General features: G+C 53.4%; 28 protein-coding genes and 1 pseudogene. 6 read left to right on the plus strand and 23 right to left on the minus strand.

Annotation, left to right across the window (positions count from 1 at the left end; all coding sequences use genetic code 11):
• Positions 1-127: 127 nt before the first annotated feature.
• The 15 genes and pseudogenes from ACZ41M_RS08445 to ACZ41M_RS08515 all read right to left on the minus strand — a co-directional run bounded on the left by ACZ41M_RS08445 (position 128) and on the right by ACZ41M_RS08515 (position 12041).
• A complete protein-coding gene (locus ACZ41M_RS08445; RefSeq protein WP_464731590.1) occupies positions 128-319 on the minus strand; it encodes a 2-hydroxymuconate tautomerase in 192 nt (63 codons plus the stop codon).
• Between the two features lie 19 nt (positions 320-338).
• Positions 339-1127, minus strand: coding sequence for a 2-oxo-3-hexenedioate decarboxylase (dmpH, locus tag ACZ41M_RS08450; RefSeq protein ID WP_464732167.1), 789 nt, complete (start codon positions 1125-1127; stop codon positions 339-341).
• 13 nt (positions 1128-1140) lie between these two features.
• Positions 1141-2175 (minus strand): 4-hydroxy-2-oxovalerate aldolase, encoded by a 1035-nt coding sequence (gene dmpG / locus ACZ41M_RS08455; RefSeq protein ID WP_464731589.1) that lies wholly within the window; start codon positions 2173-2175, stop codon positions 1141-1143.
• A gap of 26 nt (positions 2176-2201) precedes the next feature.
• Positions 2202-3119, minus strand: coding sequence for an acetaldehyde dehydrogenase (acetylating) (locus tag ACZ41M_RS08460; RefSeq protein WP_464731588.1), 918 nt, complete (start codon positions 3117-3119; stop codon positions 2202-2204).
• 129 nt (positions 3120-3248) lie between these two features.
• The gene (dmpE, locus tag ACZ41M_RS08465) at positions 3249-4031 is read right to left on the minus strand and encodes a 2-oxopent-4-enoate hydratase (protein WP_464731587.1); all 783 of its coding nucleotides are present in this window, start codon (positions 4029-4031) and stop codon (positions 3249-3251) included.
• 22 nt (positions 4032-4053) lie between these two features.
• Entirely contained in the window at positions 4054-5508 is a 1455-nt protein-coding gene (locus ACZ41M_RS08470; RefSeq protein ID WP_464731586.1) for a 2-hydroxymuconic semialdehyde dehydrogenase, read from the minus strand.
• An 85-nt stretch (positions 5509-5593) separates the two neighbouring features.
• A complete protein-coding gene (locus ACZ41M_RS08475) occupies positions 5594-6043 on the minus strand; it encodes a GlcG/HbpS family heme-binding protein (RefSeq protein WP_464731585.1) in 450 nt (149 codons plus the stop codon).
• A gap of 60 nt (positions 6044-6103) precedes the next feature.
• Positions 6104-7048, minus strand: a complete 945-nt coding sequence (locus ACZ41M_RS08480) for a catechol 2,3-dioxygenase (RefSeq protein WP_464731584.1) — start codon at positions 7046-7048, stop codon at positions 6104-6106.
• A gap of 10 nt (positions 7049-7058) precedes the next feature.
• Entirely contained in the window at positions 7059-7415 is a 357-nt protein-coding gene (locus tag ACZ41M_RS08485; RefSeq protein WP_464731583.1) for a 2Fe-2S iron-sulfur cluster-binding protein, read from the minus strand.
• A gap of 9 nt (positions 7416-7424) precedes the next feature.
• A pseudogene (locus ACZ41M_RS08490) lies at positions 7425-8477 on the minus strand (2Fe-2S iron-sulfur cluster-binding protein).
• A gap of 61 nt (positions 8478-8538) precedes the next feature.
• A complete protein-coding gene (locus ACZ41M_RS08495) occupies positions 8539-8889 on the minus strand; it encodes a phenol hydroxylase subunit P4 (protein WP_464731582.1) in 351 nt (116 codons plus the stop codon).
• A 12-nt stretch (positions 8890-8901) separates the two neighbouring features.
• Positions 8902-10452: an aromatic/alkene/methane monooxygenase hydroxylase/oxygenase subunit alpha gene (locus ACZ41M_RS08500; RefSeq protein ID WP_464731581.1), complete on the minus strand. Its 1551-nt coding sequence runs from the start codon at positions 10450-10452 to the stop codon at positions 8902-8904.
• 15 nt (positions 10453-10467) lie between these two features.
• Positions 10468-10737: an MmoB/DmpM family protein gene (locus tag ACZ41M_RS08505; RefSeq protein ID WP_464731580.1), complete on the minus strand. Its 270-nt coding sequence runs from the start codon at positions 10735-10737 to the stop codon at positions 10468-10470.
• Positions 10738-10765: 28 nt separating this feature from the next.
• On the minus strand, positions 10766-11749 hold the full coding sequence (locus ACZ41M_RS08510) for a ferritin family protein (protein WP_464731579.1): 984 nt from the start codon (positions 11747-11749) through the stop codon (positions 10766-10768).
• Complete coding sequence (locus ACZ41M_RS08515) at positions 11739-12041, minus strand: phenol hydroxylase subunit (RefSeq protein WP_464731578.1); 303 nt, start codon at positions 12039-12041, stop codon at positions 11739-11741. The genes ACZ41M_RS08510 and ACZ41M_RS08515 overlap by 11 nt, the downstream gene beginning before the upstream one ends.
• A gap of 216 nt (positions 12042-12257) precedes the next feature.
• Here ACZ41M_RS08515 and ACZ41M_RS08520 point away from each other — a divergent pair, with 216 nt between their 5' ends.
• Positions 12258-13154, plus strand: a complete 897-nt coding sequence (locus ACZ41M_RS08520) for a LysR family transcriptional regulator (protein WP_464731577.1) — start codon at positions 12258-12260, stop codon at positions 13152-13154.
• 161 nt (positions 13155-13315) lie between these two features.
• Positions 13316-14614: a DUF937 domain-containing protein gene (locus ACZ41M_RS08525; protein ID WP_464731576.1), complete on the plus strand. Its 1299-nt coding sequence runs from the start codon at positions 13316-13318 to the stop codon at positions 14612-14614.
• A gap of 470 nt (positions 14615-15084) precedes the next feature.
• Here ACZ41M_RS08525 and ACZ41M_RS08530 read toward each other — a convergent pair whose 3' ends face one another.
• The gene (locus ACZ41M_RS08530; protein WP_464731575.1) at positions 15085-16533 is read right to left on the minus strand and encodes a S41 family peptidase; all 1449 of its coding nucleotides are present in this window, start codon (positions 16531-16533) and stop codon (positions 15085-15087) included.
• Positions 16534-16746: 213 nt separating this feature from the next.
• Positions 16747-17493, minus strand: a complete 747-nt coding sequence (gpmA, locus tag ACZ41M_RS08535) for a 2,3-diphosphoglycerate-dependent phosphoglycerate mutase (protein WP_464731574.1) — start codon at positions 17491-17493, stop codon at positions 16747-16749.
• A 186-nt stretch (positions 17494-17679) separates the two neighbouring features.
• Between gpmA and ACZ41M_RS08540 the strand changes: the two genes are divergently transcribed.
• The 4 genes from ACZ41M_RS08540 to ACZ41M_RS08555 are packed head-to-tail and all read left to right on the plus strand — an operon-like array spanning position 17680 to position 19876.
• Entirely contained in the window at positions 17680-18090 is a 411-nt protein-coding gene (locus ACZ41M_RS08540; protein ID WP_464731573.1) for a rhodanese-like domain-containing protein, read from the plus strand.
• A gap of 3 nt (positions 18091-18093) precedes the next feature.
• Entirely contained in the window at positions 18094-18360 is a 267-nt protein-coding gene (gene grxC / locus ACZ41M_RS08545; RefSeq protein ID WP_464731572.1) for a glutaredoxin 3, read from the plus strand.
• Positions 18361-18400: 40 nt separating this feature from the next.
• The gene (gene secB / locus ACZ41M_RS08550) at positions 18401-18847 is read left to right on the plus strand and encodes a protein-export chaperone SecB (protein WP_464731571.1); all 447 of its coding nucleotides are present in this window, start codon (positions 18401-18403) and stop codon (positions 18845-18847) included.
• 12 nt (positions 18848-18859) lie between these two features.
• Positions 18860-19876 carry an NAD(P)H-dependent glycerol-3-phosphate dehydrogenase gene (locus tag ACZ41M_RS08555; RefSeq protein WP_464731570.1) on the plus strand — a complete coding sequence of 339 codons (1017 nt, stop codon included), beginning with the start codon at positions 18860-18862 and terminating at the stop codon, positions 19874-19876.
• On the opposite strand, the gene ACZ41M_RS08560 is transcribed toward ACZ41M_RS08555, so the two are convergent.
• The 6 genes from ACZ41M_RS08560 to ACZ41M_RS08585 all read right to left on the minus strand — a co-directional run bounded on the left by ACZ41M_RS08560 (position 19863) and on the right by ACZ41M_RS08585 (position 26322).
• Positions 19863-21494: a GMC oxidoreductase gene (locus ACZ41M_RS08560; protein WP_464731569.1), complete on the minus strand. Its 1632-nt coding sequence runs from the start codon at positions 21492-21494 to the stop codon at positions 19863-19865. The genes ACZ41M_RS08555 and ACZ41M_RS08560 overlap by 14 nt on opposite strands.
• A gap of 369 nt (positions 21495-21863) precedes the next feature.
• Positions 21864-22643: a DUF2971 domain-containing protein gene (locus ACZ41M_RS08565; protein WP_464731568.1), complete on the minus strand. Its 780-nt coding sequence runs from the start codon at positions 22641-22643 to the stop codon at positions 21864-21866.
• Between the two features lie 247 nt (positions 22644-22890).
• On the minus strand, positions 22891-24027 hold the full coding sequence (locus tag ACZ41M_RS08570; protein ID WP_464731567.1) for an aminotransferase class V-fold PLP-dependent enzyme: 1137 nt from the start codon (positions 24025-24027) through the stop codon (positions 22891-22893).
• 102 nt (positions 24028-24129) lie between these two features.
• Entirely contained in the window at positions 24130-25029 is a 900-nt protein-coding gene (ttcA, locus tag ACZ41M_RS08575) for a tRNA 2-thiocytidine(32) synthetase TtcA (protein WP_464731566.1), read from the minus strand.
• Positions 25030-25116: 87 nt separating this feature from the next.
• Positions 25117-25518: a dihydroneopterin aldolase gene (locus ACZ41M_RS08580; protein ID WP_464731565.1), complete on the minus strand. Its 402-nt coding sequence runs from the start codon at positions 25516-25518 to the stop codon at positions 25117-25119.
• A gap of 9 nt (positions 25519-25527) precedes the next feature.
• On the minus strand, positions 25528-26322 hold the full coding sequence (locus tag ACZ41M_RS08585) for an SDR family oxidoreductase (RefSeq protein WP_464731564.1): 795 nt from the start codon (positions 26320-26322) through the stop codon (positions 25528-25530).
• Between the last annotated feature and the right edge of the window lie 19 nt (positions 26323-26341).

A 26341-nucleotide genomic window follows, 5' to 3' on the forward strand; every position in this document is an offset into this window, starting at 1 on the left:
GCCTAAAAATCCGATGCCACAAAGCATCGGATTTTTTCAATTGAATGACGAGATCGTACACGGCGCGCCATTGCAATCGGGGCATCCAATATGCCCCAGACCGCACAAACAGCGCCTCTTAAATCGATTACCGCCCCAAATCCAAAGCACTCTCGCCCGCAATGCCCCAGTTCTCCTTCGGCACGTCGTGAATCCATACGCGGATGTTTTGCTTCGGCGCACCCACCGCGCGCTCCAGCGCCTCGGTGACTTCCTTGATCACCGCACGTTTTTGTTCTTCGGTACGACCCTCAATCATATAAATTTGTGCAAATGGCATGATTTTCTCCTCGAATCATTTATTTAAATTGACAACGCACCGTGCCTAAATGTTGGATATCCAAACTGACCGCATCGCCTTTTTTCACCGATACCGCTTCGGTAACACCGCCGGATAATACCAGACTACCGGCCGGCAGGCTTTCGCCGCGCGCCGCCAAGTGATTGACCAGCATCGCCACCGCATTCGCCGGATGATTCACCACGGCCGCGCCTGCGCCCAGACCGACCACTTGATTATTGATGCGCATGACCACGCCCATCGTCTGTAAATCCAATCCTTGCGGCGGTTTGACCACGCTGCCGACGATGAAACGCGACGATGAGCAGTTGTCCGCGATCACGCTTTTCAGATCGAATTTGAAATCACGGTAGCGCGAGTCAATCACCTCAATCCCCGCCATGATGAGCTCGGTTGCCGCCAACACATCACCCACATGACAGCCCGGGCCTTTGAGCTCGGCTTTGGTGACAAAGCATATTTCCGGCTCGACTTTCGGATGAATCAGCTCGTCAAACAACACGTCGCCCCCATCCGCCACCACAAATTCATCCACCAAAAAACCGAATACCGGATTTTCCACGCCCATTTGTTTCATTTTCGCGTGCGAGGTCAGACCCGCTTTGTAGCCAACGATTTTTGCGCCGCGCTTGAGTTTACGCGCTTTGATCGTATCCTGAATCGCATACGCATCGTCCCAAGTCATGTCGGGAAACTCGTCGGTGATTTTCAATGTATCTTGTGCATTCAGCTGACAGTTTTCCAGATGTTCGGCTAATTTTTTAATGTCTTTTTTATTCATTTTAATTGTTTCCTTTCGCTCACGCATTTGCCTGCTGGCGTTGCTTCGCCATGGTGATGGCGGTATCTTCGATCATGTCCTCTTGACCGCCGACCATACCGCGACGACCCAATTCAACCAACAATTCACGCGCCGGAATGCCGTATTTTTTCTCCGCGCGTTTGGCAAACAGCAGGAACGATGAGTACACGCCCGCATAACCGAGTGTCAACGAGTCACGATCCACGCGGATGATGTGATCCATCATCGGCACCACGATGTCTTCGGCCACATCTTGAATTTTGAATACGTCCACGCCGGTTTCAATGCCCATGCGATCACACACGGCAATGAACACTTCCATCGGCGTATTGCCCGCACCCGCGCCCAGACCTGCGGCAGCCGCATCAATGCGATTCGCGCCCGCTTCCACGGCGGCCAGTGAGTTGGCAATACCCATCGCCAGATTGTGATGGCCGTGAAAGCCCAGCTCAGTCTCAGGCTTGAGCGCAGCACGCACAGCCTCCAAACGCACTTTCACATCGTCCGGCAGCATATAGCCCGCCGAGTCGGTGACGTAAATACAGTTCGCACCGTAGCTCTCCATCAATTTCGCCTGCGTGACCAAACCTTCCGGCGTGTTCATATGCGCCATCATCAGAAAGCCCACCGTGTCCATGCCCCATTGACGCGCCATGCTGATGTGCTGCTCGGACACGTCCGCTTCGGTGCAGTGTGTCGCCACGCGGATGGTGTGCACGCCCAAATCCTTGGCCATACGCAGATGATCGACCGTGCCTATGCCCGGCAAAAGCAGCGCGGACACTTTCGCGTTTTTCATCAGCGGAATCACGGTGGACAAATATTCTTCGTCGCTGTGCGCCGGAAAGCCGTAGTTGACCGAGCTGCCGCCCAGACCGTCGCCGTGCGTGACTTCAATCAACGGCACACCGGATTCATCCAAACCGACCGCGACATTGCGCATTTGTTCCAACGTCATTTGATGTCGTTTCGGATGCATGCCATCGCGCAATGTCATGTCGTGAACGGTGACTTTTTTACCTTTTAAATCCATAGTATTCTCCTTCAGTTCACGCGCGATTACGCTTGGGCAGCAGTGGGTACGGGTACGAATTGACCGGTCAAAATTTCGCGCGCGATTTCCTCGGCGGTCTGTGCCGCGGCAGCGGTCATGATGTCCAGATTGCCCGCGTATTTCGGCAAATAGTCGCCGAGACCTTCAACCTCAAGGAACACCGACACGCGCTGGCCGTCAAACACCGGACCATTGACCAAGCGATAGCCCGGTACATATTTCTGTACTTCAGCAATCATGGCGTGTACCGACGCGGTGATTTCTGCCTCTTTCGGCTCACCCTCGACCAAACAATGCACGGTGTCGCGCATAATCAGCGGCGGCTCTGCCGGATTGATGACGATGATGGCTTTGCCCTTTTTCGCACCGCCGATTTTTTCAACCGCGCCTGCCGTGGTTCGGGTGAATTCGTCAATGTTTTTGCGTGTGCCCGGGCCAACGCTGCGCGAGGAAACCGTCGCGACGATTTCACCGTAGCTCACCGGCTGCACGCGCGAGACCGCTGCAACCATCGGAATCGTCGCCTGACCGCCGCAGGTAACCATATTCACATTCATTTCTTTTTTACCGATGTGCTCGGACAGATTCACCGGCGGCACGCAATACGGCCCGATCGCCGCAGGCGTGAGGTCAATCATGACCACGCCCAATTCATTCAGTTTGCGCGAGTTTTCCGCGTGCACATAGGCGGAGGTCGCATCAAACGCAATTTGTACCCCATCGCGCGCCACATACGGCAGCAGGCCGTCTACGCCTTCGGCGGTGGTGTTCAAACCCATTTCCTTGGCACGTTTCAGACCGTCCGACTCAGGGTCAATGCCAACCATCCACACCGGCTCCAGCACCTCGCTGCGTTTGAGTTTCGCCAGCAAATCCGTGCCGATATTGCCCGGCCCGATCAGGGCGCATTTGATTTTGCTCATGTTTTTTCCTTTAGCTCTAACTTTAAAAGCGATGATCAAAGGGACGCAGACGAGGCGCATTGCTGCAGACAGTACACGTAAAGTACGACAAAGCAATGCAACAAAGTATGAGCCCTTTTGACATCGCTTTTATCCGAAGCGAACGGCGCAAGTACCGATCCCATTGATGCTCATGCGCAGATAATCGCCCGCAACCACCGGAATCAACGGCGCCAAACTGCCGGATAAAATCACTTCGCCTGCTTTGAGCGGGATGCCGAGGCGACCGAGCGTATTTGCCAGCCACGCCACTGCATTCACCGGAGAGCCGAGCGCCGCTGCGCCCGCTCCGGTGGCGACGATCTCGCCGTTTTTCTCCAGCACCATGCCGCAGTTGATCAAATCCACTTCCGATGGTTTGACCAATTCGTTACCGAGTACAAACGCGCCGCAGGAGGCGTTGTCCGACACGGTGTCTTGAATTTTGATTTTCCAATCCTTGATGCGCGAATCGACAATCTCAAAACACGCCATCACGCCTTCGGTCGCGGCCAGCACATCGGCGTTGGTCACGCCCGGACCGATCAAATCTTTTTTTAAGACAAAGGCAATTTCGCCTTCGGCGCGCGGCGCAATCATTTTTCCGGTTGGAATCGCCGCACCTTCGGCGAACACCATATCATCCAGCAGATAGCCAAAATCCGGCTGGTAGACGTTGAGCATACTCATCACCGCTTGGCTGGTCACGCCGATTTTTTTACCGATCACGCGCGCGCCGCGAGACAGGCGGTGCGACAGCATCGCGACCTGCACCTGATACGCGTCCTCGATGGTCATATCGGGGTATTTTTCGCTCAACGGCGCGATCGGTTTAACCGTGGTCAGCGCCTGATCCAGTGCCTTGCCCAATTGGTTGATGGTTTTTTTATCCATGATGGTTTCTATCCTTATGCGCTTACAGTTTGACGCAAACGTTCTTTAATTCGGTGTAAAACTCCAGCGAATGCACGCCACCTTCACGCCCAATGCCCGAGTGTTTCGCGCCGCCAAACGGCGTGCGCAAATCGCGCAGGAACCAGCTGTTGACCCACGCCAGACCCACTTTCATGCGCTGCGCCACGCGGTGACCACGGCTGATGTCGCTGGTCCACACGGCAGTGGCCAGACCGTATTCGTTGTCATTGGCCTTTTGCAAAACCTCTTCCTCGGTGTCAAACGGCGCGATGTGGCAGCATGGACCGAACACCTCTTCCTTAATCACACGCGCGGTTTCCGGCAAGCCAGTCCAAATCGTTGGCTGCACCCAGCAACCGTCGTTCAAATCGCCTTTCATCTCTGGCACACCGCCACCAGTGACGAGGGTCGCGCCCTCAGCTTGAGCCAACTCATAGTAGGACAGCACTTTGCGTTGATGCTCTTTGCTGATCAGCGGCCCCATATTGGTGCTCGGATCATCCGGCACGCTCAGAACCAAATTCTCCGCACCTTTTTTCATCGCCGCCACAAACTTGTCAAACAACGGACGCTCGACGTACACGCGCTCGGTACCCAAACACACCTGACCACAGTTGGCAAAAGCCGAGCGCATCGTGCCTTCGATCGCCGCATCAAAATCACAATCGGCGAACACGATCGCGGCGTTTTTACCGCCCATTTCCAAGCTCACCGGACGCGCGCCTTTGGCCGCTGCCTTCATGATGACCTCGCCGGTGCGGGTTTCGCCGGTAAACGTAATCGCGTCCACATCGGGATGGGTGGTGACAAACTCACCCGCAGAATTCGGGCCAAAGCCATGCACCACGTTGTACACGCCCGCCGGAATGCCCGCTTCGTTCATCACTTCGCCGAGCAACGCCGCGGTTTGCGGGGTTTCTTCGGACGGCTTGACCACCACGGTGTTGCCGCAGGCCAATGCAGGCGCGACTTTCCACGTCATCAACAGCAATGGTAAATTCCACGGGCAAATCACGCCGACCACGCCAACCGGACTGCGGTAGCCGTAGTTAATCGCGGTTTTGCCGTCCGGTGTCGGGGTTTCAAAAAACTCGGTGGCGACGTTTTTCACCACATCGGCAAATACTTTAAAGTTCGCCGCGCCACGCGGAATATCAATGTGGCTGGCCAAGCTCATCGGCTTGCCGGTGTCGGCGCACTCGGCCGCGAGAAATTCGTCAAAGCGGCGGTTGATGCCATCGGCCAGTTTCATCAGGCGCTCGGTGCGTTCGGCGACGGTCAAGCGTCCCCACTCGCCGTCCAGCGCCGCTTTCGCCGCCGCGACTGCTGCGTCGACTTCGGCTTTGCCCGCTTCGTGTACCTGTGCGATGACCTGATTATTCAGCGGCGAGCGTTTTTCAAACGTCTTGTTTGTGGCGACATATTGCCCATTAATAAAGTTCAAAATTTCTTTCATGATCCATCCCAAAATAAACAATAAAACCTGTCGTTAAACCACCCTACGCCCATGTTCAAGACGTCACCCGCACATAGATGAGCTGCTACGAAGCAGACAACGCCACGATCGCGTCCAACCCCGCCTGCGCAATCATGCCGTCCTGCGCCTCGGAAGCACCCGACACGCCAATGCCGCCAATGCGTTGCCCATCCAGCACAATCGGCAAACCGCCACCAAATCCCACAAAACGCGCGCGCCGTACGATGCCTTCGCGCACCGCCACTGAGTCGCTTTGCAAGGCTTCGTGCCACTGCACGGTCGGCAGACCAAAGCTCACGGCGGTGTAGGCTTTGTCAATCGCAATGTCGATCGAGTGTAAAAATGCCCCCACTTGGCGGATGAAACCAGCCAGATGTCCGGCGTTGTCCACCAGCGCGATATTCACCGCCACGTCCAAATCCTGCGCCTTTTTCAGTGCCGCATCCAAAGCGGCCTGAACCGCTTCGGGTGTGATGCATGCGAGCTGTTGTGCGACTGGTTTTTTGACCTGCATAAGCACTCCTTGCTTTCACCTAAAATTTCGCCTCAAGTTCCGTCTCAATTTTCGCCGGAATCAGGTATACACCTCAGTGAACGATGGCACCAATACGCCGGTGTGGTAGAAAATCCCCGAAGCCAACTCGTCTTCGGTCCAAGTGGTCACCGGACGATCCGGTTGCGCCAAGTAGCCCAAACCGGCGAAGGTTTCATTGCGGTTGCCCGATGGGTCAAAGAAGTAAATCGTTTCGCCGCGCGTGATGCCGTGACGGGTCGGTGCGACGTCGATTTTGACCTTATTTTTCGCCATGACGTCCGCTGCTTTGAGCACGTCGTTCCACGAATCGAGAAAAAAGGAAATGTGGTGGATGCCCATTTTCGGCCCGCCGACAAAAGCGATGTCATGCGGCGTGTTGGTGCGAGTCATCCAAGTCGCCAATTGGAATGCGCCTTCCGGTCCCACAACGATTTGCTCGACCAAATAAAAATCCAAACAGTTTTTCATGAATTCGGTGGTTTCGGCGACTTTATTCACGCCTTCAGCCGGATTGAATTCACACATCAGCAAGCAGTGATCGAGCCAATGCACGCCCGCGCCGCGAATATCGTCCGGCCACGGATCAGGATTGGTGCTGCCCACATCGGTGCCGACAAATTCTTTTTGTGCATACAGGCGAAAATCATGACCGCTCGGCAATTGGAATTGCAACATGCGGCCGGTGAATGGCAATGTACCTTCGTTTAACATTTGTGTTTTCACACCCGCTGCTTCCACGCGCTGTTGGAATGCATCCAGCTCGCTGTCTTTTTCAACCTTAAAAGCGACGTGGTTAAAGCCCGCCTGATCGCTCGGCGTGAGGATCAGCGAGTATTTGTCCCACTCGTCCCAGCATTTCAGATACACATTGCCGTCGGCATCTTTGTGTGTGGTTTTTAACCCCAACACTTTTTCATAGTGCTGAACCGCTGCATCCATATCCATGACTTTGATGCTCACATGACCAATTCGTAAAACGCCCATTTTCGTCTCCTTATTTAGATAATTGATTTTGCTTGGTAGCAAAACCTTTAAAAAACGGTTTTTCAAAACTGCCCATCACCACCAATTCCAAATCGGTTTTGGGGGTTGCGCGACAGGCCAACGTGCAGCCCATCGCTTGCTCCTGCTCGCTCACATGAGCGCGACTGACCGGCCCGATGTGTTCCACTTCACCCGACAGCACCCGCACTTTGCAGACGCCACAGCCGCCGTTGTCACAGCCAACCGGTATGCCGCGCCGCCCCAGTCGCACCATGCCAGCCAATAAGGTTTCCGTCATGGCGCATGGATAGGATTCACCGGTTTGTTGCAGGTGAATCGTGACCTTAGGGCGAAAATCCCACACCATCGTTCGACCTCACAGATGTTTGAACAAGGGACTGCGCACCTGCTGCGCATCAGCCGCGGAAATGAATTTTTCCGTGTAGATGTCGCGCTCGTACAGTCGCCCCTGCATCAGCGTGCTGATACACGATTCGATCATCAGCGGCGGGCCACACAGGTAGGCTTTGTGCCCACGAAAATCATTGTTAAATTTCGCTTTGGCCGCGTCGTGTACAAACCCGCGAAAGCCATCCCACGCATCCGCCTCATCCACCGCCGAGAGTGCTGGTACATAGGTGAAGTTCGGGTGTTGCTGCGCCCACTGCACAAACAGATCATGGTCATACAGCTCATCGCGTGTGCGCGCGCCGTACACCAAGGTTATTGGCAAACAACAACCCTCTTCGAGCAAATCGGCAATCATGGATTTCGGGCTGGACAGGCCGGAGCCACCCGCCATGAAAATCAAAGGTACTTACGCCGATTTGCGCGTGAAAAAGCGTCCGTAGGGGCCGACCACTCTCACATGTTCGCCCACTTTCAAATCGTTGTGCACATAGCCGGTGATTTGCCCGCCGGGAACCTGTTTGATGTTCAACTCAATCAGATCACCTGAGGATGGCGAATTGGCCAGAGAGAACGCGCGCGCATCCAGCTCGCCCACCGTCAGATTGACGTATTGACCCGCTTGGAATTGCATCGGCTTGTCCAAACGTATCCAAACGCCCTTAATCGTCGGTGTGAGGTTTTCAATGCGTTCAACCACGCCGTCAAAGTCATCAATCGGCAGATTGAGCGCATCGGGTTCTTCGTCGATATCCGCCTCGATCACCACGTCAGACTGGAGCGTGGCGCAGCAAGCCAGACACTTTTGCTCCTCACGCTCATAATCCATCAGCGCGAAATTCGAGGCCTGACCGTGATCGACTTCGCCATCGGTGATTTGCACCTTGCAAGTTGCGCACAGGCCGTGACAGCAGGCGTGCGGTAGATAAATACCTTCGCGCAAGGCCGCATCCAAGATGGTTTGTCCGTCGTTGACCTCAATCGTGCGGCCCAAGGGCTCAATGGTTAAGCTGTAACTCATGGTGTTCTCTCGTACAACGTGGTTAACAATGAATGAAATGGTGTGGTTGCTCGTTGATCGTTTAGCTATACGACCCCTTGATGCCGGTCAAACCAGGCGTACGAAAGCGAATCACGTCTTTGTGTTTCAAGCCGTTTTCCGCCAAGGTTTTGCTGTAATCCGGCTGCCATGGCTGCCCAGATTTGAACCACTCGGCTTTGCTCCAGTCCACTTGGGCAAAATCCGGGTGATATCCGAAAAAGTCTTTGAACGGACCCTCGCACATCACGCCGAACGGTAAATCCGGCGGCAGCGGTACGCAAAACGGCGCACAGAACATCAAGTGATCTTCCCAGCCGATATACAACAACGGCGCAGGGAATTTGTCTAACGAATCTTTCGCAGCGAATTCATACGGTTTTTTCGTGTTCATCTCTCACCCCCATTAGCTGTTGCTGGTGGCTGCGTTGCGCCACATATTGAAGTTCTTCTCGTCTTCCGAGCCTTTGTAGTCGAAGTTATCGCGACCCACGTTGATGTTGTAATACGCCAGTACGGCCATCAATGGATCAAAACCTTCGGCGGTCGGATCGGTGCCTTCGTTAAAGCAATTGCCTTGATAAATTTGATGCACCGGCAGCCACGACTGGATGTATTTTTCCGGCTCGTTGTCAAAAATATGCTTACAACCGTCGGAACAGAAATGGTATTTGTCGCCTTTGTAGTCCGATTCGCGGTAGGCGATCTTGGTCGGGTCACCCGGCTCGGTGAAGAACATCGGAATTTGGCAGGTTTGGCACAGCATCGGCAAAGTTTTGTTGTAGAAACGATTGCCTTTGGCTTCTTCTTCCGCCCAGAATTCATAACGCGGACGGTAATATTGATCGAAAGTATCCGGATATTTCGAGGCCAACCAGTCCATATCTTCTTTGCTCGGCGCCCACGCGTGGAAGTTCGAAGCGGCGGAGTAGTTGTAGAACACCGCCCATGCTTGATGCGACAGATGATCTTTTTCCTTCTCGATCTGGTCAATCCATTGCGGCGGACGGATGCCGTAGCGCGCAAGGTCTTTGAACAGCGCACCGCCGTTTTCTTCGTAGTACACTTCCCACGCCTCTTTCCAGCTCATCACGCGCTTCGGCAGCATGTAGTCCATCATCATCGCCACGAGGGTCAACATGCGGTAGCCACGCCAGTTCCATTTGTCGATCCATTTTTGTACGATCGGCACGTTGTCCGGGTCTTGTTCCAAAATGAATTTGATCAATTCCAAACCGAGCGTCATGTGACGCGCTTCGTCTGACTGCGCCGAGAAACCAAAGGTCATGGTCGCCATATCGCCGTTGTACGCCGCACCGGAGACAAACGGCACGAACAGCAAGTTGGTCAACACGTATTCAAACGAGAAGCCAATGGCCACGAGGAACTCGAATGGCCCTGCGGACACGGCGTCTTCAAAGAAGGATTTCGGCACGGATAAATACCACACGCGGTCGTGCATGTGATTCCAGTCGTGCATGCCGTTGTAGTATTTGTTGTAGTTGCTCATCGCGTGAATCTGCGTGGTCGAGTGACGGATTTCGTCAAGCGCCTGCATCATGCAGGCTACGCGCGGGCCTGCGCCGGGCAAGCTACGCGCGGCATGCGCAAAGCCACGGTGCGCCATGTATTCGAGCGGTGATACGCCATTCAAAAACAGTTTGAGCGTGTTGATGTAGCGCGCATCCGATACAGTCAAATGACCGTTGCTTTGGCTAAAGGCGTCCATGATGGCGTACAGTTTGCGCTCTTTTTCCGCCTGATATTTCCAATACGCATCCATGGTCAGACGGAACGGGTCTTCCCATTTGTCCCAGTCATGAATTTTGATGCCTTCGAGTTCGGCGTACGGATAGACGGCTTCTTTCGATTGATAGGTGGTGTCCCACGCCAAGCCGCGCGTCATGTAGATATAGCGTTCTTTCAAACCCAATTTGCTTGATGTTTTTGCATCCATTTCCCACTCCTTAAATCAGTCGTTCCAGCTCAAGGTGAGCTCGTCATCGGTCTCGTCAATATGACCGGTCAGGGTAATCAGGTACACGTGCAACTCTTGTAAATCGAACTTGCGACCGAGTTGCTCTTCTACCGTTTCGCGTTTGACGACCATGCTTTTTTCGGCATTGATTTTTATCATGCCGGGATGATCTTCGTATTCGGCGTGCGGGTTGTCCGCCAAAATCGCTTCGACCAAACCGTGCGTCTCATTGGTTTTTTGCAAAGCTAAAAATACTTTGGACATATCTGTCTCCTGTAACAGCGTGACCGAATCACACGCCTAATTTTTGTAAACGCGCGCTCAATTGTGCGCGGCCATCCGCCACTGCCTGCGCACCCGCATCGCCGAGCGCCAATTGCGCCAATGGCAACAGGGCTTGCGCTGCGCTGTCGGCGTAGTGTTGCACCCACGCTTTGAGCGTTTCTGCATTTTCGGCGGATTCAGCCGCTGCGATTTTGATTTGCGCATCAACGAATTTCACGGTTTCGGCATACCAGTCGTTTTGGAAACGCACCATCAGCGACAGGCCTGTACCCAGTTTTTCGCTCATGTGATGCTCGTACACGCCATAAATCAGTGGGAACAGCAGGCCATCGAGCACCAAGTTTTGCGCGACGAACAGCTCGAACCAGTCTTGCACCACGAAGCTATCCTCAACGTATTTGCGCAAACCTTGCCATGCCGCATCGTTCAGCCATGCCTGTTTGCCCTGCTCAATCGCTTCGGGACCAGCCACCAACAAGCCCATGCGCGTGATGTATTGCGCAATCGCCAATTGATCCATGCCCAAAAACAAGCACGGCTGGGTGATGATCGTGCCGTAACCGTAGGCGCACATCGCTGCGTTGTTCATATTGCTGCCCCACGCGACATGACGTAACGGCACCATGACCGCGAGTACATTCGCTTTGTCCGCATCCGACCAGCGTTCCACCAAATTGCGTGTCTCTACGAACTCGAAATCAGCCTCGGCGGTTTCCTGCATTTTCGCGCGGGCGATTACGTAGCTGCCGTAGTAGAACTGGCGCGGGTCGCGGAAACTGTACCAATCCTTCATCTTGATCTTGGTGCGCGAAGCGTCAAACACCTCGTGCTCAGGATCCCAATACGGACGATAGTGGAAATTGGTGACCGCCTGCACGTCATAGGACGCCTCTTGATAACGGCTGGCGGGCTTGTCCCCAAAACGCCGCGCAATGTGGTCGTAGGTTTGGCGCAAAGGCTTGATCTGAACGGTTCTTAAATCAATCTGCATTTTTGTTCTCCTCCAAAGATGCTTTGACAGTTTGTTGGACATCCCGCAAACGCCAGTGCAATTCGCCCTCAGGCTGATGCACAACCGGCTTATTCGCTACGCCATCCTCGCTCGGTAAAAATACCACTTGGTTGCGTGCGCAAAATTCGATGAATGCCAACGCGGGCAAAATCAACTCAACAAAGATTTCAGGCTCACCCACGGAGAACTCAAAACTGATTAAACCATTGGCGCGAATATCAGCAACGCGCACCCATTTTCGATTCGGATCAAACGTATTTGGATGGTTCATGGCTTGTCTCCATTTCGGGTTATACCCAACCCATTGAATTGTATTTATCGGTATTGATGTTCTTGGAAGATACGCCATTCAACAATACCTGTAAAATTCATTTTTTGGATAGTACAATACCGATTAGGTATTTATAAGAAAACTCATCCGACCGATTCAGGTAGATGCAAGCCAGCCGCCGCACAATGGACTCATCGCAATCAAGGAGACAAAGCCATGTTGGAACTCAGGCAAATCAAGTATTTTCTGGTGCTGGCGCAAGAGCTGAATTTTTCGCGCGCCGCCGAACGGCTGTTCATCACCCAGCCGCCGTTGACGCGGCAGATTCAGCAATTGGAAGAACACTTGGGCGTGCAACTCTTCCTGCGCAATAACAAAAGCGTCACGCTGACCGTTGCCGGCAAATCTTTCCTCGAAGAAGCGCAGAAAATCATGGTGCTGGTACACGAATCCGAAAACCGCACGCGCTTGGTCAATGACGGCAAAGTCGGTTTGCTCAACATCGGTATTTTCGGCTCGGCGATTTTTAACGACATCCCGCAACTGCTGCTGACCTTTCGCACGCGCTATCCCGAGGTCAACATCGGCCTGTACCAGATGAGCAAGGCCGAACAAATTCACGCGCTGCGCACCAATCAAATCACCATCGGTTTCAACCGCCGTCTGCCGGTGGAACAAGACATCATGGTCGAAACCGTCTACTTCGAGCCACTGATCGTCGCCATTCACGCCAACAGCGAACTGGCGCAGTACGAGCGCATTCACTGCCAACATCTGCAAGGCAAGCCGATCATCCTCTACCCGAACGCCACGCGCCCGAGTTTTGCCGACACTGTGATTGCCTTTTTGCGCGACAACCACGTCGATGTGCAATACACGCAAGAGGCGCCCGACGTCGTCACCGCGCTGGCGCTGGTGTCCTCAGGCTTTGGCGCGTGCATCACGCCCGAATCGGCCAGCCGTTTGAGTTTGCCCAATGTGTTGTACCGCAAAATCGATATTGAACCGCAACCCACGGTTGAGCTGGCCTGCCTCTACCGTCGCGGTGACGACAATCCGGTATTGCACAATTTTCTGGATGTCATTCGCCACTACAAACATCAGGATATTTGACGCCGCCGTTGAGTCCTTTTGAACCCGCTCAAAAAAATGGGCTCACCTTGCAAACTGATTGGAGTTTCTGTGTATTATGGGCTCATTCGTGCCCATAATTCGCATGAAATATTGATCGTTCGATCGTTTTTGTTATCCGTATGTTCCTGAAAGGGTAAATCATGTCTGTAAACTTATTGGACTTAGCCAAATCATCACTGACCCCCATCTTGATCTCCAAAGCCGGTTCTTTATTCGGCTTGGATGAAGGCATCGCCTCCAAAGCACTGGGCGCAGTATTGCCGACTTTATTGTCCGGCGTATTGAATAAATCATCCACACCGCAAGGCGCGGACAGCTTGCTCAACGCCATCAAAGACGACAGCGTCGACAGCAATATCGTGAACAACTTATCCAGCCTGCTCGGCAGCGAATCCGGCGTGCAGACATTGGGCACGCAAGGCGGTAAATTGCTCGGTTTCCTGTTTGGTGACAAAGCCAGTGGCTTGGGCGAACAAATCGCCAGCATCGCCGGCGTTTCTGCCGAATCCTCCACTGGCATCAAAGGTCTGACCGCATTGGCCGCACCGGCATTGTTCGGCCTGCTCAAAAACCAAGTACTGGGTAGCAACCTGAATGCATCCGGCCTGAGCGCCCTGCTCGCCAACCAAATTCCATATCTTGAAAAAGCATTGCCTGCGCAAGTGGCTCAATGGCTCGGCTGGGGTTCGCTCGGCAGTTTCTTTGGCGGCATCGCCTCCAAATTCGGCAGCGCTCTCGGCGCCGCAGGCAGCGCCGCCACAGCGGCTACTACCGCTGCAACCGCTGTGGGCAGTACCGCTCTGGACACCGGCAAAAAATCCGGCGGCATTCTGAAATGGCTGATTCCATTGCTCCTATTGGGCGCAGTCGCTCTGTGGGCATTGCGCTCATGCGGCGCACCGAAGCCACACGATGCACCACCTCCTCCGCCACCGGCACCGACTGCGGGTGCAACGCCAGCAGCGCCTCCTGCGCCACCAGCCGCTCCTGCCGTACCATTTGATGCCAAGGCCGCCATTGCCGCCGCGCAAGGCAAATATGACGCCGCACTCAAGGCGCTGGAAGGTTCCGGTAAGTGCGATGCGCCTGCTTTGGCCAACGCCTTGAGCCTGTATGTGGTCAATTTCGCCTCAGGCTCGGCCGCTTTGCCAATCGGTGACGTAGCTGAGTTAAAAAAAGCCGTTCCGGCGTTGAAACTGTGTGCCAAAGACAATGTGAAATTGGTTGTGGTCGGTCACACCGACAACGTCGGTAACCCTGCGGCCAACCAAAAATTGTCCGAAGCGCGCGCCAACGCACTGAAAGCCTTGTTCGTGGGTCAAGGCTTGCCAGCCGCCATGTTCGCCGCCAGCGGTAAAGGCGACACGGAACCGGTGGGCGACAACAAAACCGAAGAAGGTAAATTCAAAAACCGTCGCATTTCGTACAGCGCGATGTAATTGAATGTTGAAAACCAAACGGAGCGATAATTCGCTCCGTGAGGCTATTGACAAAGTGGCACATACACCTAAACAAAGCTCCGTCATTGCGTTCCGCGAAACTTCGCTACGCTCGTTTTATCGAAACTTCGCTACGCTCGTTTTCCCGCATGATTTTATCGGGAATCCAGATAGTGACTCTAATTAAAGGTTTTTATTAGAATTTCTGGATACCCACTTGCGCGGGCATGACGGCATTTTCCTTAGATTTTGCAACAAATTGCAAGACAGAGAGTTTGTCAGCAGTCTGAAACGCAGTGATGATTCGCTCCGTTTTTATTTGTCCTTCGTTTCATTTAATGGATGCGGTCAATAAACCAACCCATCCATTGCCTTTCATACGAGACTGTGACTCGCTTGTTTAGCCGCTGCAACACTTGTAAAAAAACGGAGCGACATCGCGCTCCGTTTTTCGGCTTCATCAAACCAGCTTATGGTTTGTTAGCAGCATCCTTACTCACAGTCGCCTGTAATTTTTTCGAGACCTGCACCGCTTCGCCTTTCAAGTGTTTGATCGCTTGATTCAGCGGGAAGTCATTTTCACTGCCGTAGCGGAATGGCGGCTCATTCGGATCTTTTTTCGGCTCGTCTTCTTCCTTGGCCCATTCGTCCCACAAATCGCGCTTCTTGTCGGTGGCGACACCGCTGTCGTTGGACAAATGGTTCGGTAAATCCGACTCGCGCGAATAGTGAACCGTACGCGCATCGGCAAAATCATCGACGAAAATATCCGGAATCACACCACGCGCTTGCAAGGAGGTGCCATTCGGCGTGTAGTAACGCGCAACGGTGAGTTTCACACCGGTTTTTCCTTGACGATCGAGCGGCATCACTTGCTGCACCGAGCCTTTGCCAAAGGTTTGGCTGCCCATGATGGTGGCGCGTTTGTAGTCTTGCAATGCACCCGCGACAATCTCAGATGCCGAAGCGGAACCACCGTTGACCAAAACGACCATCGGTACGTTTTTGTAAACTTCCGGCAATTCGGCGAGGAAATCACCGACTGCATGCGAGTAGTCCGACGGCACAGATTTGTATTCGCGGTTCGGCGAGTTCAGGCCGCGCGAGGATACCACCACTTTGTCGCGCGGGATGAAGGCCGAGGTCACGCCAATCGCAGTTTCGAGCGAGCCGCCCGGGTCATTGCGCAAATCGAGCACGAGGCCTTTGAGTTGACCTTGGCTGTTCATTTCTTTGAGTTTGCTGACGAAATCTTTGAATGTCGGCTCTTGGAACTGCGTGATGCGAATCCATGCGTAGCCCGGCTCAACCATTTTGGCTTTGACCGATTGGGTTTTGATCACTGCGCGGGTGAGGGTTTTCAAAATCGGTTTGCTCTCACCGGTGCGCATGATGGCGATGCGTACTTCCGTGCCTTCTTGACCGCGCAGACGTGAGACCGCTTCGGTCAATCCGCGCATTTCGCTCACGGGTTTGCCGTCAATCGAAACGATCAAATCGCCCGAAAGGATGCCTGCTTTGAACGCCGGACTGTCTTCAATCGGTGCCACGACCATGACGCTGCCGCCTTTGCCCGGCTGAACCTCCATGCCGACGCCGGAGAATTTACCGGAAATGCCTTCTTTCAGCTCTTTGAAGTCTTTTTCATCAAAGTATGAGGAGTGCGGATCCAATTCTTTGACCATGCCGGAGATGGCGTTTTCAATCAATTTCTTATCCGACACTTCATCGACGTAGTTGTCTTTGATGAGCGCCATCACCTGCGAGAATTTCTGGATGTCCTCGATCGGCAATGCGCCCACGCCTTGCTGTTTGTCCGCATAGGCGGTCAAGCCCACACTGAGCAATACCCCAGCAACCGCGCCACTCAAAACCAAGCCTGCTTTTTTCATTGAATCAACCATTTCCGTAATCGACATGTGACATCCTTTTTGCGCGCACGCATCCATGTCCGTTAATCAAGTGTGTATGCAACGTTTTAAACGCATTTTGTGAAACGTAAACAAGTCATTGTTTTCACAATGACTTGTTCGCAGAGTGTAAACCAGATTTGTGTACATTCTCTGCAGACGCGTTATTGTACACAAAAAGCGGCAAACCTTGATGGGCGCGCTGGTTTTTGTTGCTCAGGTTTACTTGGCTTTGCCTTGGTTGGCCACCGCTTGCATCGCTGCGGCAATGGCGTCGGCGTCGCCCAAATAGTAGCTGCGAATCGGTTTGAAGTTTTCGTCCAATTCGTAGACCAGCGGTTGAGCGGTCGGGATGTTCAGATTGACGATGTCGTCGTCGCTGATGCCATCCAAATGTTTGATCAAGGCCCGCAAGCTGTTGCCATGCGCCGCGATTACCACTTTTTGACCTGATTTAATGGTCGGAACGATGGTCGATTCCCAGAATGGTACAACGCGCGCGACGGTGTCTTTCAGACATTCGGTCAGTGGCAATTTTTCTTTCGGCACGTTTGCATAGCGCGGATCGTTCGCCGGATTCATCGGGCTGTCTTCCGGCAGCGGATTCGGCGCGATCGCGTAAGCTCGGCGCCAAATCAACACTTGCTCATCGCCGTATTGTGCGGCGGTTTCGGCTTTATTCAGGCCTTGCAGCGCACCGTAGTGACGCTCGTTCAAATGCCAATCCGGGCGCACTTGAATATACGCTTGATCCATTTCATCCAACACGCCCCACAGCGTATGAATCGCGCGTTTCAATACCGATGTGTAGGCCACATCAAATTTAAAACCTGCTTCTTTGAGCAATTTACCCGCGCGTACCGCTTCGGCTTTACCATTCTCAGTCAAATCCACGTCCACCCAACCGGTGAAACGGTTTTCCAGATTCCATTGGCTTTCACCATGACGAAATAATACCAGTTGATACATAGCTACCCCTCTTTTCTAACGTGAGACAAAAATGGTATCCCGGTCGGCGCACAAACACTCTCTCTGCAAGGTGGGTGACGGCCAAGGGCATTCTACTTTATAATGCCAACCACACGGATAATGCCGAAGCATCATTAAAACAGCCGTATTTTACCGCAACCCCGCATCAAACGACAGGATAAAATTGTGGACTTTATTTTACAACCAACCAATCTGGCGCTTTTGGCCATCGCCATCATCTCTGGCCTCATGCTGTTGCAACCGGCTCTGCTCAAGGGTAAAGCCAAGCATGTCAATACCACCGAAGCCACACAACTGATCAACAAAAAAGCGCAGGTAATCGATGTGCGTACGCCCGAAGAATTCGCGCGTGGCCACATTCGTCAATCCAAATCCATTCCGCTCTCCAATTTCATCGAGCAATTGCCGTTGGCCAAGCTCAAGCAAGACAAACCCGTGCTAATCGTATGCGAGAGCGGCATGCGCGCACGCCGCGCCGCTAATATGCTGGACAAACAAGGCTACACCGACGTAGCGGTTTTAGATGGTGGTGTTCGCTCGTGGCAAGAAGCGCAACTCCCTCTGGTGAAAGGCTAAACCATGCAACACGTCCTCATGTACTCTTCCACCGTGTGCCCGTACTGCATGCGCGCAGAAATGCTGCTCAAACAACGCGGCGTCACCGAAATTGAAAAAATCCTGATTGATCGTGATCCGAGCATCCGCGACGCCATGATGGCGCGCACCGGTCGCCGTACCGTGCCACAAATTTACATTGGCGAGACGCACGTCGGCGGATTTGACGATCTGTCCGCGCTGGATCGCGAAGGCAAACTGCTGCCGCTGCTGAACCCAGCATCCGCCTGATTTTCATCACACATCCTTAACCAACCAAAAAAGGCAAAAAATGACTGAGCAAGCACAACAACCCACATTCGATCTGCGTCGCGTCTACCTCAAAGACGCCTCACTGGAAATTCCCAATGCACCTGCGGTCTTCCTCGAAAACGAAGCGCCAAAAGTCAACATCGAAATCAGCATTGAAACCCGCGCATTGGACAGCGACGCACACGAAGTGGATGTGACCGCAACCCTGAGCGCGACCTCAAACGACAAGACCTTCTTCTTGGTGGAAGCCAAACAATCCGGCGTATTTGAAATCACCGGCATCGAAGGCGAGCAGCTCGACTCGATTTTGAACATCGTCTGCCCGTCTATGCTGTTCCCATACCTGCGTGCCAACGTGACCGACCTGTTGACCCGCGCGACCTTGCCACCGCTGTACTTGAACGAAATCAATTTCGAACAAATCTACCACAGCAAACGTGAGCAAGAAGCCGCGACCAAGCAATAATTCATCGTTCGCATGAACATTGCCGTACTCGGCGCCGGCGCATGGGGAAGCGCGATTGCTTCCTCATTCGCCGCTACGAAACAACACCACGTCACACTCTGGGGACGTGAAGCCGATGTGATCGCTCAACTGCAGCACCATCGCATCAATCAGCGCTATTTACCGGATATCACACTGGATGCGTCGTTGCGCTACAACGACGATTTGGACGCCGTTTTATCGGCGCACCACGCGCCCGACGATTTGCTCATTCTCGCCACCCCGATTGCCGGTCTGCGCGATATTTGCCGCAAAATCGCCGCACACAATCAACAGACCAACGGCATGCCTGCCGCTGTGATCTGGCTGTGCAAAGGCGTGGAGCGTGACACCCACCTGTTTCCGCATCAAATCGTGCGTGCTGAATTGGCTCGCAACACACCCTTTGGTGTACTGTCCGGCCCCTCCTTCGCACAAGAAGTCGCGCAAAAAATGCCTTGCGCCTTAGTTCTGGCCTCGCACTTTGACGCGCTCGATTTGCGCTTCGTGCAACAACTCTCCAATCCCTATCTGCGCATCTACCACAGCACCGACGTCATTGGCGTAGAGTTGGGCGGCGCGCATAAAAACGTTCTCGCCATCGCCGCCGGCATCAGCGACGGCCTGAAACTGGGCATGAATGCACGCGCGGCACTGCTCACACGCGGCATCGCCGAAATGCGCCGCTTTGCCAACGCCCTTGGCGCCAATCCCGACACGATTTCCGGTCTGACCGGCGTGGGTGATTTGATTTTAACGGCCACCGGCGATCTATCACGCAACCGAACCGTCGGCCTGCAACTGGCCACAGGTAAAGCCTTGGACGACATCACCGCGCAACTCGGACACGTGGCCGAAGGCGCACTGTGTGCGCACGCCATGCTCGCATTGGCGCATGAGCACAACGTCCGCGCACCGATCACGCAAGGCGTGTGTGCGATTTTAGACGGCGTCGCTCCGCAAAAAGTGATTGAACAATTGTTGGTTCGCGACGCGATCAGCGAACATTGAGTTCATTTTTCGGCGGCACTTGCGCCATCACATACTCGCTGATTGCGGTAATCGACAGCGACGGATTTACGCCTGGATTGGCCGAGATTATCGAGCCGTCGCACACATACGCGTTTGCATAACCAAACACCCGCCCCTGCGCATCAATCACGCCCTGCGACGCATCCGCGCCCATCACCGCACCGCCGAGCACATGCGCGGTCGAAGCGGTATCGAATAATTGCTCGGTGAACAGCGTGTAGGCCTTGCCATCCATTTGCTCTGCGTATAGCTTGGCCAACTCTTCGGCGCGGGGAATATAAGCCTGCGGCCGCTCGCCCACATCCAATTCCGTTTTCAAAAAACCAAAACGATTGAGTTTAAACTGCAAGGTCGAATCCAGATGCTGCATGAACAGCATCACTTGGCTTTGCTTTGCCCAGTCTTTGGCAAAGGCGATTTGCAGATATTTTGTCGGATGTTTCAACCACTGCTGCACCATTTTTCCCAAACGCGTCCAAACGTTCGCACCATAGGCCATTGGCGCATGCGCCACCCGCCACGCGCCCGAACCGGCACCGTAGCGCACCGGCTCCAAATGACTATGCTCGTCGGTGTGCAGCACCGAACCAATCGCGATACCTTGACTGAAATCGGTATCGGTTTTTTCGGTCGCAATCGTAATCAGGCATTCGTTGTTGCTGCGAACATCCTTACCCACGCGATCGGACAACGCAGGCATGGACTGCTTATGCTTCAAAGTGAGCAGTAACTTGCTGGTGCCCAAAGCCCCCGCCGAAAACACCACGCCACGCGTTTTGATGATCTGAGTTTTGGGGCGAAACAGCGCGCGTGGCAAGCTCCATTCACGCGAATCACGCACGTGGATTTCGTAACCCTCCGCACCGTGTTCTCCCATCGGTTTCACGTCATGCACCAAGGTTTCCGCCAAAATCGTCGCGCCACGCTTTTGCGCCAAATACAAATAATTTTTGTCCAATGAGTTTTTCGCATTGTGCCGACAGCCGGTCATGCACGCGCCGCAATGCAGACAAGGCGCGCGATCGGGGCCTTCACCGCCGAAATACGGATCGGGTACGGTTTGCCCAGGTTTTTGCCCTTCGCGCGCGAAGAAAATCGACACCTTGGTCGCGTGAAATTCGTCTTCGCGGTTGATTTTTTGCGCGACGCGCTGAAGCATTTCGTCGCCCGCGCATAGCTTCGGATTCACCTCCGCGCCGAGCATGCGATACGCCGTATCATAAAACGGCGGCAGCACGTTTTCCCAGTCATTCAATCCCGCCCAACTGCCGGTTTTAAAAAACGCTGGTTTGGGAATCGGCAACGTGCAGGCGTACACCAGCGAACCACCGCCCACGCCCGAACCGGACAAAATATTCAGATGACGGAAAAAACTCAAACGCATAATGCCCGTCCATTTGAGCGCGGGCACCCATAGCCAGCGATTCATCTGCCAATTGGTCTTAGGAAAATCTTCCGGCCGATACCAGCGCCCTTTTTCGACCACCAGCACCTTGTAGCCCTTTTCGGACAGACGCAAGGCGCTGACCGATCCGCCAAAACCACTGCCGATGATGACGAAATCGTATTCGGTATTGAGCAAATCGATGGCGCGCATGAGGTCTCCTATTTGATTAAAATCATGTAACTTAATCAATCTTAGCTGAGTTTGTTTGGATTTAATAGATAAAGACGCAAAAAACCCGCAACTCTGCGGGCTTCTTTATTGGCGGATAATCAGCTCATTGATACAGCTCCTCAATCCATGCCCAATAAGCTCAAACGAAAGGTTTTGTAATCCGCCGGTTTGTTGCATTACAGCAGTACGCCAGTCATTGATGTCATCATTCGCGCATAGAAAACCAGTTTCTTATCTCCTTGGGTAAGTCGGTTCCGATAGTACGAGTTATTTTTTGGCACTTAACGTAGCGCTAACTGGTGCTGCGCGGCTTTATCGCGCAGCGGGTTGAGCGCCATGTTAAGTTTCTTAGACGTAGCCGCAATCATAGCGATTGATTCTGCACATTCCAATATTGATAGCCCGAACGCCGGTCATGTTGAGTTCGTTGCACTTTGGCCCTAGCCAGATTTCAGGTATCACCACAGCCATAGAGGAGATGGGTTCATCGTCCTCCCAAAAATTCGCTTCGACATATGGGACGATAGTCTGGCCAGATACCCGAGTTAATATTTCCTTGTACTCAACGCAGCGAATGGCTCGAACTTCTTGTTCCTCGACGAAAGCAGGATTCTTCAAAGCGATCAAGTCTTCGACAAGCGAGTAAAAACCCTGTCGTTGATCGTGAATCCATGTCATGAATTCATTCTCGTAAATATATTTTTGCCTTGCTTGGTGGGTTGCTTCAACAAGTTGGAGGTGCTTCTCAACCAAAGTCAGTGCATATGATTCCTGCGATTCGTACTGGCACGGGACTAACTGAATTTTTGCGAAATTAAGAAATTTCTCGCTAAACCCCAAAGCAAGACCAGTCGCATCATCCGCATAAGCCCGCCATTGACTTAGTATCTTGGGAGAGTGTGATAAGCTCAGAACACAATGATGATTGAACTGATCGTGCCAAAGAAATGCACGCTCAAATGATGCACGCAGATTTTCTGGAAGAGCCGCAATGAAATGGGTGTAACCCTGTTTTAACTCACGCTTGTCGTTTAAGAATCGGTAGTCCGTTAGCCAAACTCGACGGGATCCGATGATCCCATGTCCCCCAGCGACACTTGTGTAATGGTAGTAGATGGCATCCGACATACTTGAAACTTAACTATACTTATGCGTCAATATGACACATGACATGATTTTATAACGACGTATAACATTCCGACTTGGCAATTAGCTCATTAATTAAATAAGTTAACAAACAATATCAGTACGTTATACAAGCTAAACATGGACAAGTTCTTCATCCATATATTTCATCAACGATCTCATTGGGCGCATTAGAAAACGTATTTTTGCTGGTCTTAACCGCCCAATGAGTTCATTGACCGTTCTTTGGCTATCCTTTCGCCAACACTTCAGTCAATGCAGTTTCAAATCGCGCCACCGTACCGTCCACATCGTTCAGTTTGTCAATGCCGAACAGCCCCAAGCGGAAGGTTTTGTAATCTGCTGGCTCGTCGCACTGCAACGGCACGCCGGCGGCGATTTGCAGGCCTTGTTCAACAAATTTTTTGCCGTTTTGGATGGCATCGTCGGTGGTGTAGTACACGGCTACGCCGGGCGCTTGGTAGCCTTCAGCGGCGACGCTAATCAAGCCTTTATCCGCCAACAGCGCGCGTACTTTTTGCCCTAATTCGATTTGGCGTGCGCGCAGATATTCGAATCCAGCTTGCTCGGCCAATTGCATCATGTCGCGGAAGTATTTGATCGAGTCGGTCGGCAGAGTGGCGTGGTAGGCATGACCGCCGTTTTCGTAGGCTTGCATGATTTGCAGCCATTTTTTCAGATCAACCGCAAAGCTGTTGCTCGTGGTGGCATTGACTTTGGCAAGCGCCGCGTCGTTCATCATGACCATGCCGCAGCACGGTGAGCCGCTCCAGCCTTTTTGTGGCGCGCTGATCAGCACATCCACACCGGTGGCCTGCATGTCGACCCAGATCGCGCCGGAGGCGATGCAGTCAAGGACAAACAAGCCACCGACCGCGTGTACCGCGTCGGCCACGGCTTTGAGGTAGCTGTCGGGCAAAATCATGCCGGAGGCGGTTTCGACGTGCGGCGCGAATACGACGGCGGGCTTGATCTCGGCGATTTTGGCCACGACTTCGTCAATCGGTGCGGGTGCGAATGGTTGCTGCGAACCTGCGTTTGCTTGGCGCGCTTTCAACACGGTCACATTGGGCGTGATACCGCCCATTTCGATAATTTGTGACCAGCGAAAGCTGAAAAAGCCGTTACGAATTACCAAGCATTGTTCGTTTTGAGCCAATTGGCGCGCGACCGCTTCCATCGCATACGTACCGCCACCCGGGATGAGCGCAACGGCTTTGGCGTTATAGACTTTTTTCAAAGTTGCGGAGACATCGTTCATCACGCGCTGAAACTGCGCGGACATGTGATTGAGCGAGCGATCGGTGAATACCACCGAGTATTCGAGCAAGCCTTCGGGATCAATATTGGGTAATAGTGCGGACATGGTGGTTCCTATCAGTCAATTAAAAATCAGGGTATTGTCTCTATTTTAGCCGACTACGCGGCGCTTGCGCGATTAATTGAGCGCGGCAGAGTTGCAAGGAAATCAACGCAGCAACTGAATGGTTTGCTCGGTAAAGCCCGTCTCGTTCGCCTTATCGCTTACAGTCACAGCGCACGGTTCCTCGTCAAACGCAATGTCACCCTCGGCGACGGCGGTATGAACCGTTAGATTTTTGAAGTCGAACAAATCGGCGTCCATCAAATGCGACGGCACGACTGTGCCCATGGCGCGCGCCATATTCTCGACCCAACCCTTTTTCTTGCTCCATTCGGCGATCATGGCTTTCATCGCTTGGCGTTGCAGATTTTCCTGCGAGCCGCACAAATTGCACGGGATGATGGGAAACTGCTTGACCTCGGCGTAACGCGCCATATCCGCCTCGGCGCAGTATGCCAGCGGGCGAATGACGACGTGCTTGCCATCGTCAGACACGAGTTTGGGCGGCATGGCTTTGATTTTCGCGCCGTAAAACAGGTTGAGCAAAAAGGTTTCGAGGATATCATCACGGTGGTGACCGAGGGCGATTTTCGTCGCGCCCAATTCATCCGCAACACGGTACAAAATCCCGCGACGCAGGCGCGAGCACAGCCCGCAGGTGGTTTTGCCTTCTTCGATCACGCGTTTAACGATGGAGTAGGTGTCTTGCGTCTCGATGTGGTACGGCACGCCGACGCTGTCCAAATAATTGGGCAGAATCTCTGCCGGAAAGCCCGGTTGCTTCTGATCCAAATTGACCGCAACCACGTCGAAATGAATCGGCGCACGTTCACGCAGTTTGAGCAGCACATCGAGCAGGCCGTAGCTGTCTTTGCCACCCGACAGGCAGACCATGACTTTGTCGCCATCCTCGATCATATTGAAGTCGCCAATTGCCTGACCGACCAGCCGCGTCAGGCGTTTTTCGAGCTTGTTGTTTTCGTATTTTTGTTTCTGTTCGTTCATATTCAAGTTTTTATACTAAATTTTGTCAGGATTTCCCTGGCAAAATTTCTATTTTCGAAAAAAATAGGGGTTTACTTTTTCGATCTATTAAAAATACCACGCCCCTACGCCAATGGCGTCGCAGTCGCGGTAAATATCGGTTTTCGCGCTGGCAATGTACACCGCCACGATCGCTTTTTTGCGCAAAATCTGTTGTGCGATGTGATCGCACAGGGTTTCTTGCAACTGCACATGCTCGCCCTGCGTCTGCTCAATCACCGAGTTGCGGATGTAATCATAGTCAATCACCTCATCCAAACCATCGTGCGTCGGGCTGGCGTTTTCGCGTTTGACATACGCCACCACATTAAACACCATCGGCTGTGCACCGAATTTTTCATGGTCGTACACGCCGATTTTCACGTTCAAGCGCAAATTGCGCACATAAATGCTGCGGCACGACTCGATCAGCGCGGTGCGCTCGGGCGACAAAGGATGGGTAATCAACATGGTTGGCTTTCAAGGAAGAAACATCACATCGCGCGCCGAGGCGGTCAAATGCTGACCGCCATCGACCATCAAGGTCGTACCGGTCATGCTCGGCGCGGATAAAATATACAGCAGAGCGTGCGCCAAATCCTCCGGCGTCGAACCGCGCTGCAAAATCGTTTGGTTGTGCTTTTGCGCAAAATCCGCGTCGGACTGCTCGCCCGAGCGCAAGCTCAAGCCGGGGGCAATACCCATCACGCGAATGCGCGGTGCGAGCGCCTGCGCGGCCAATACGGTGCCCTGCGCCAGCGCGGCTTTGCTCAAGGTATAGGACAAAAAATCGGGGTTCGGATTGCACAATTTCTGATCGAGCAAATTAACCACCACGCCCGTGTGCTCAGGCGGCAATTGCTGCGCCAATTGCTGCGTCAACAGCATCGGCGCAAAGGTGTTCGCCCGCCAATGCTGCTCAAACAATTCGACTGACAACGGCGCCTGCTGCGTCAGCGCATCGTACTCGAACATCGACGCATTGTTCACCAGCACGCCGATCACGCCCAATTGCGCACACGCCTGCGCGAGCAACGTCCCCGCGCTGGTTGCATCGTCCAAGTCCGCCTGCACCGCACACGCGCGTACGCCGAACGATTGCAGCTCCTGCACCAGTTGCTCGGCCTGCGCCTGCGAATGACGGTAATGCACCGCCACGTCAAAACCCGCGCGCGCCAAGGCCACACACAGCACGCGCCCAATGCGCTGCGCCCCGCCGGTCACCAGCGCGGTTTTGGGTAAAGAGGAGGCAAATGCACAATCAAGTGGCGACATAGTATCAGTCGTTTAAAAA

It is taken from the genome of Puribacter membranae (assembly GCF_055380425.1).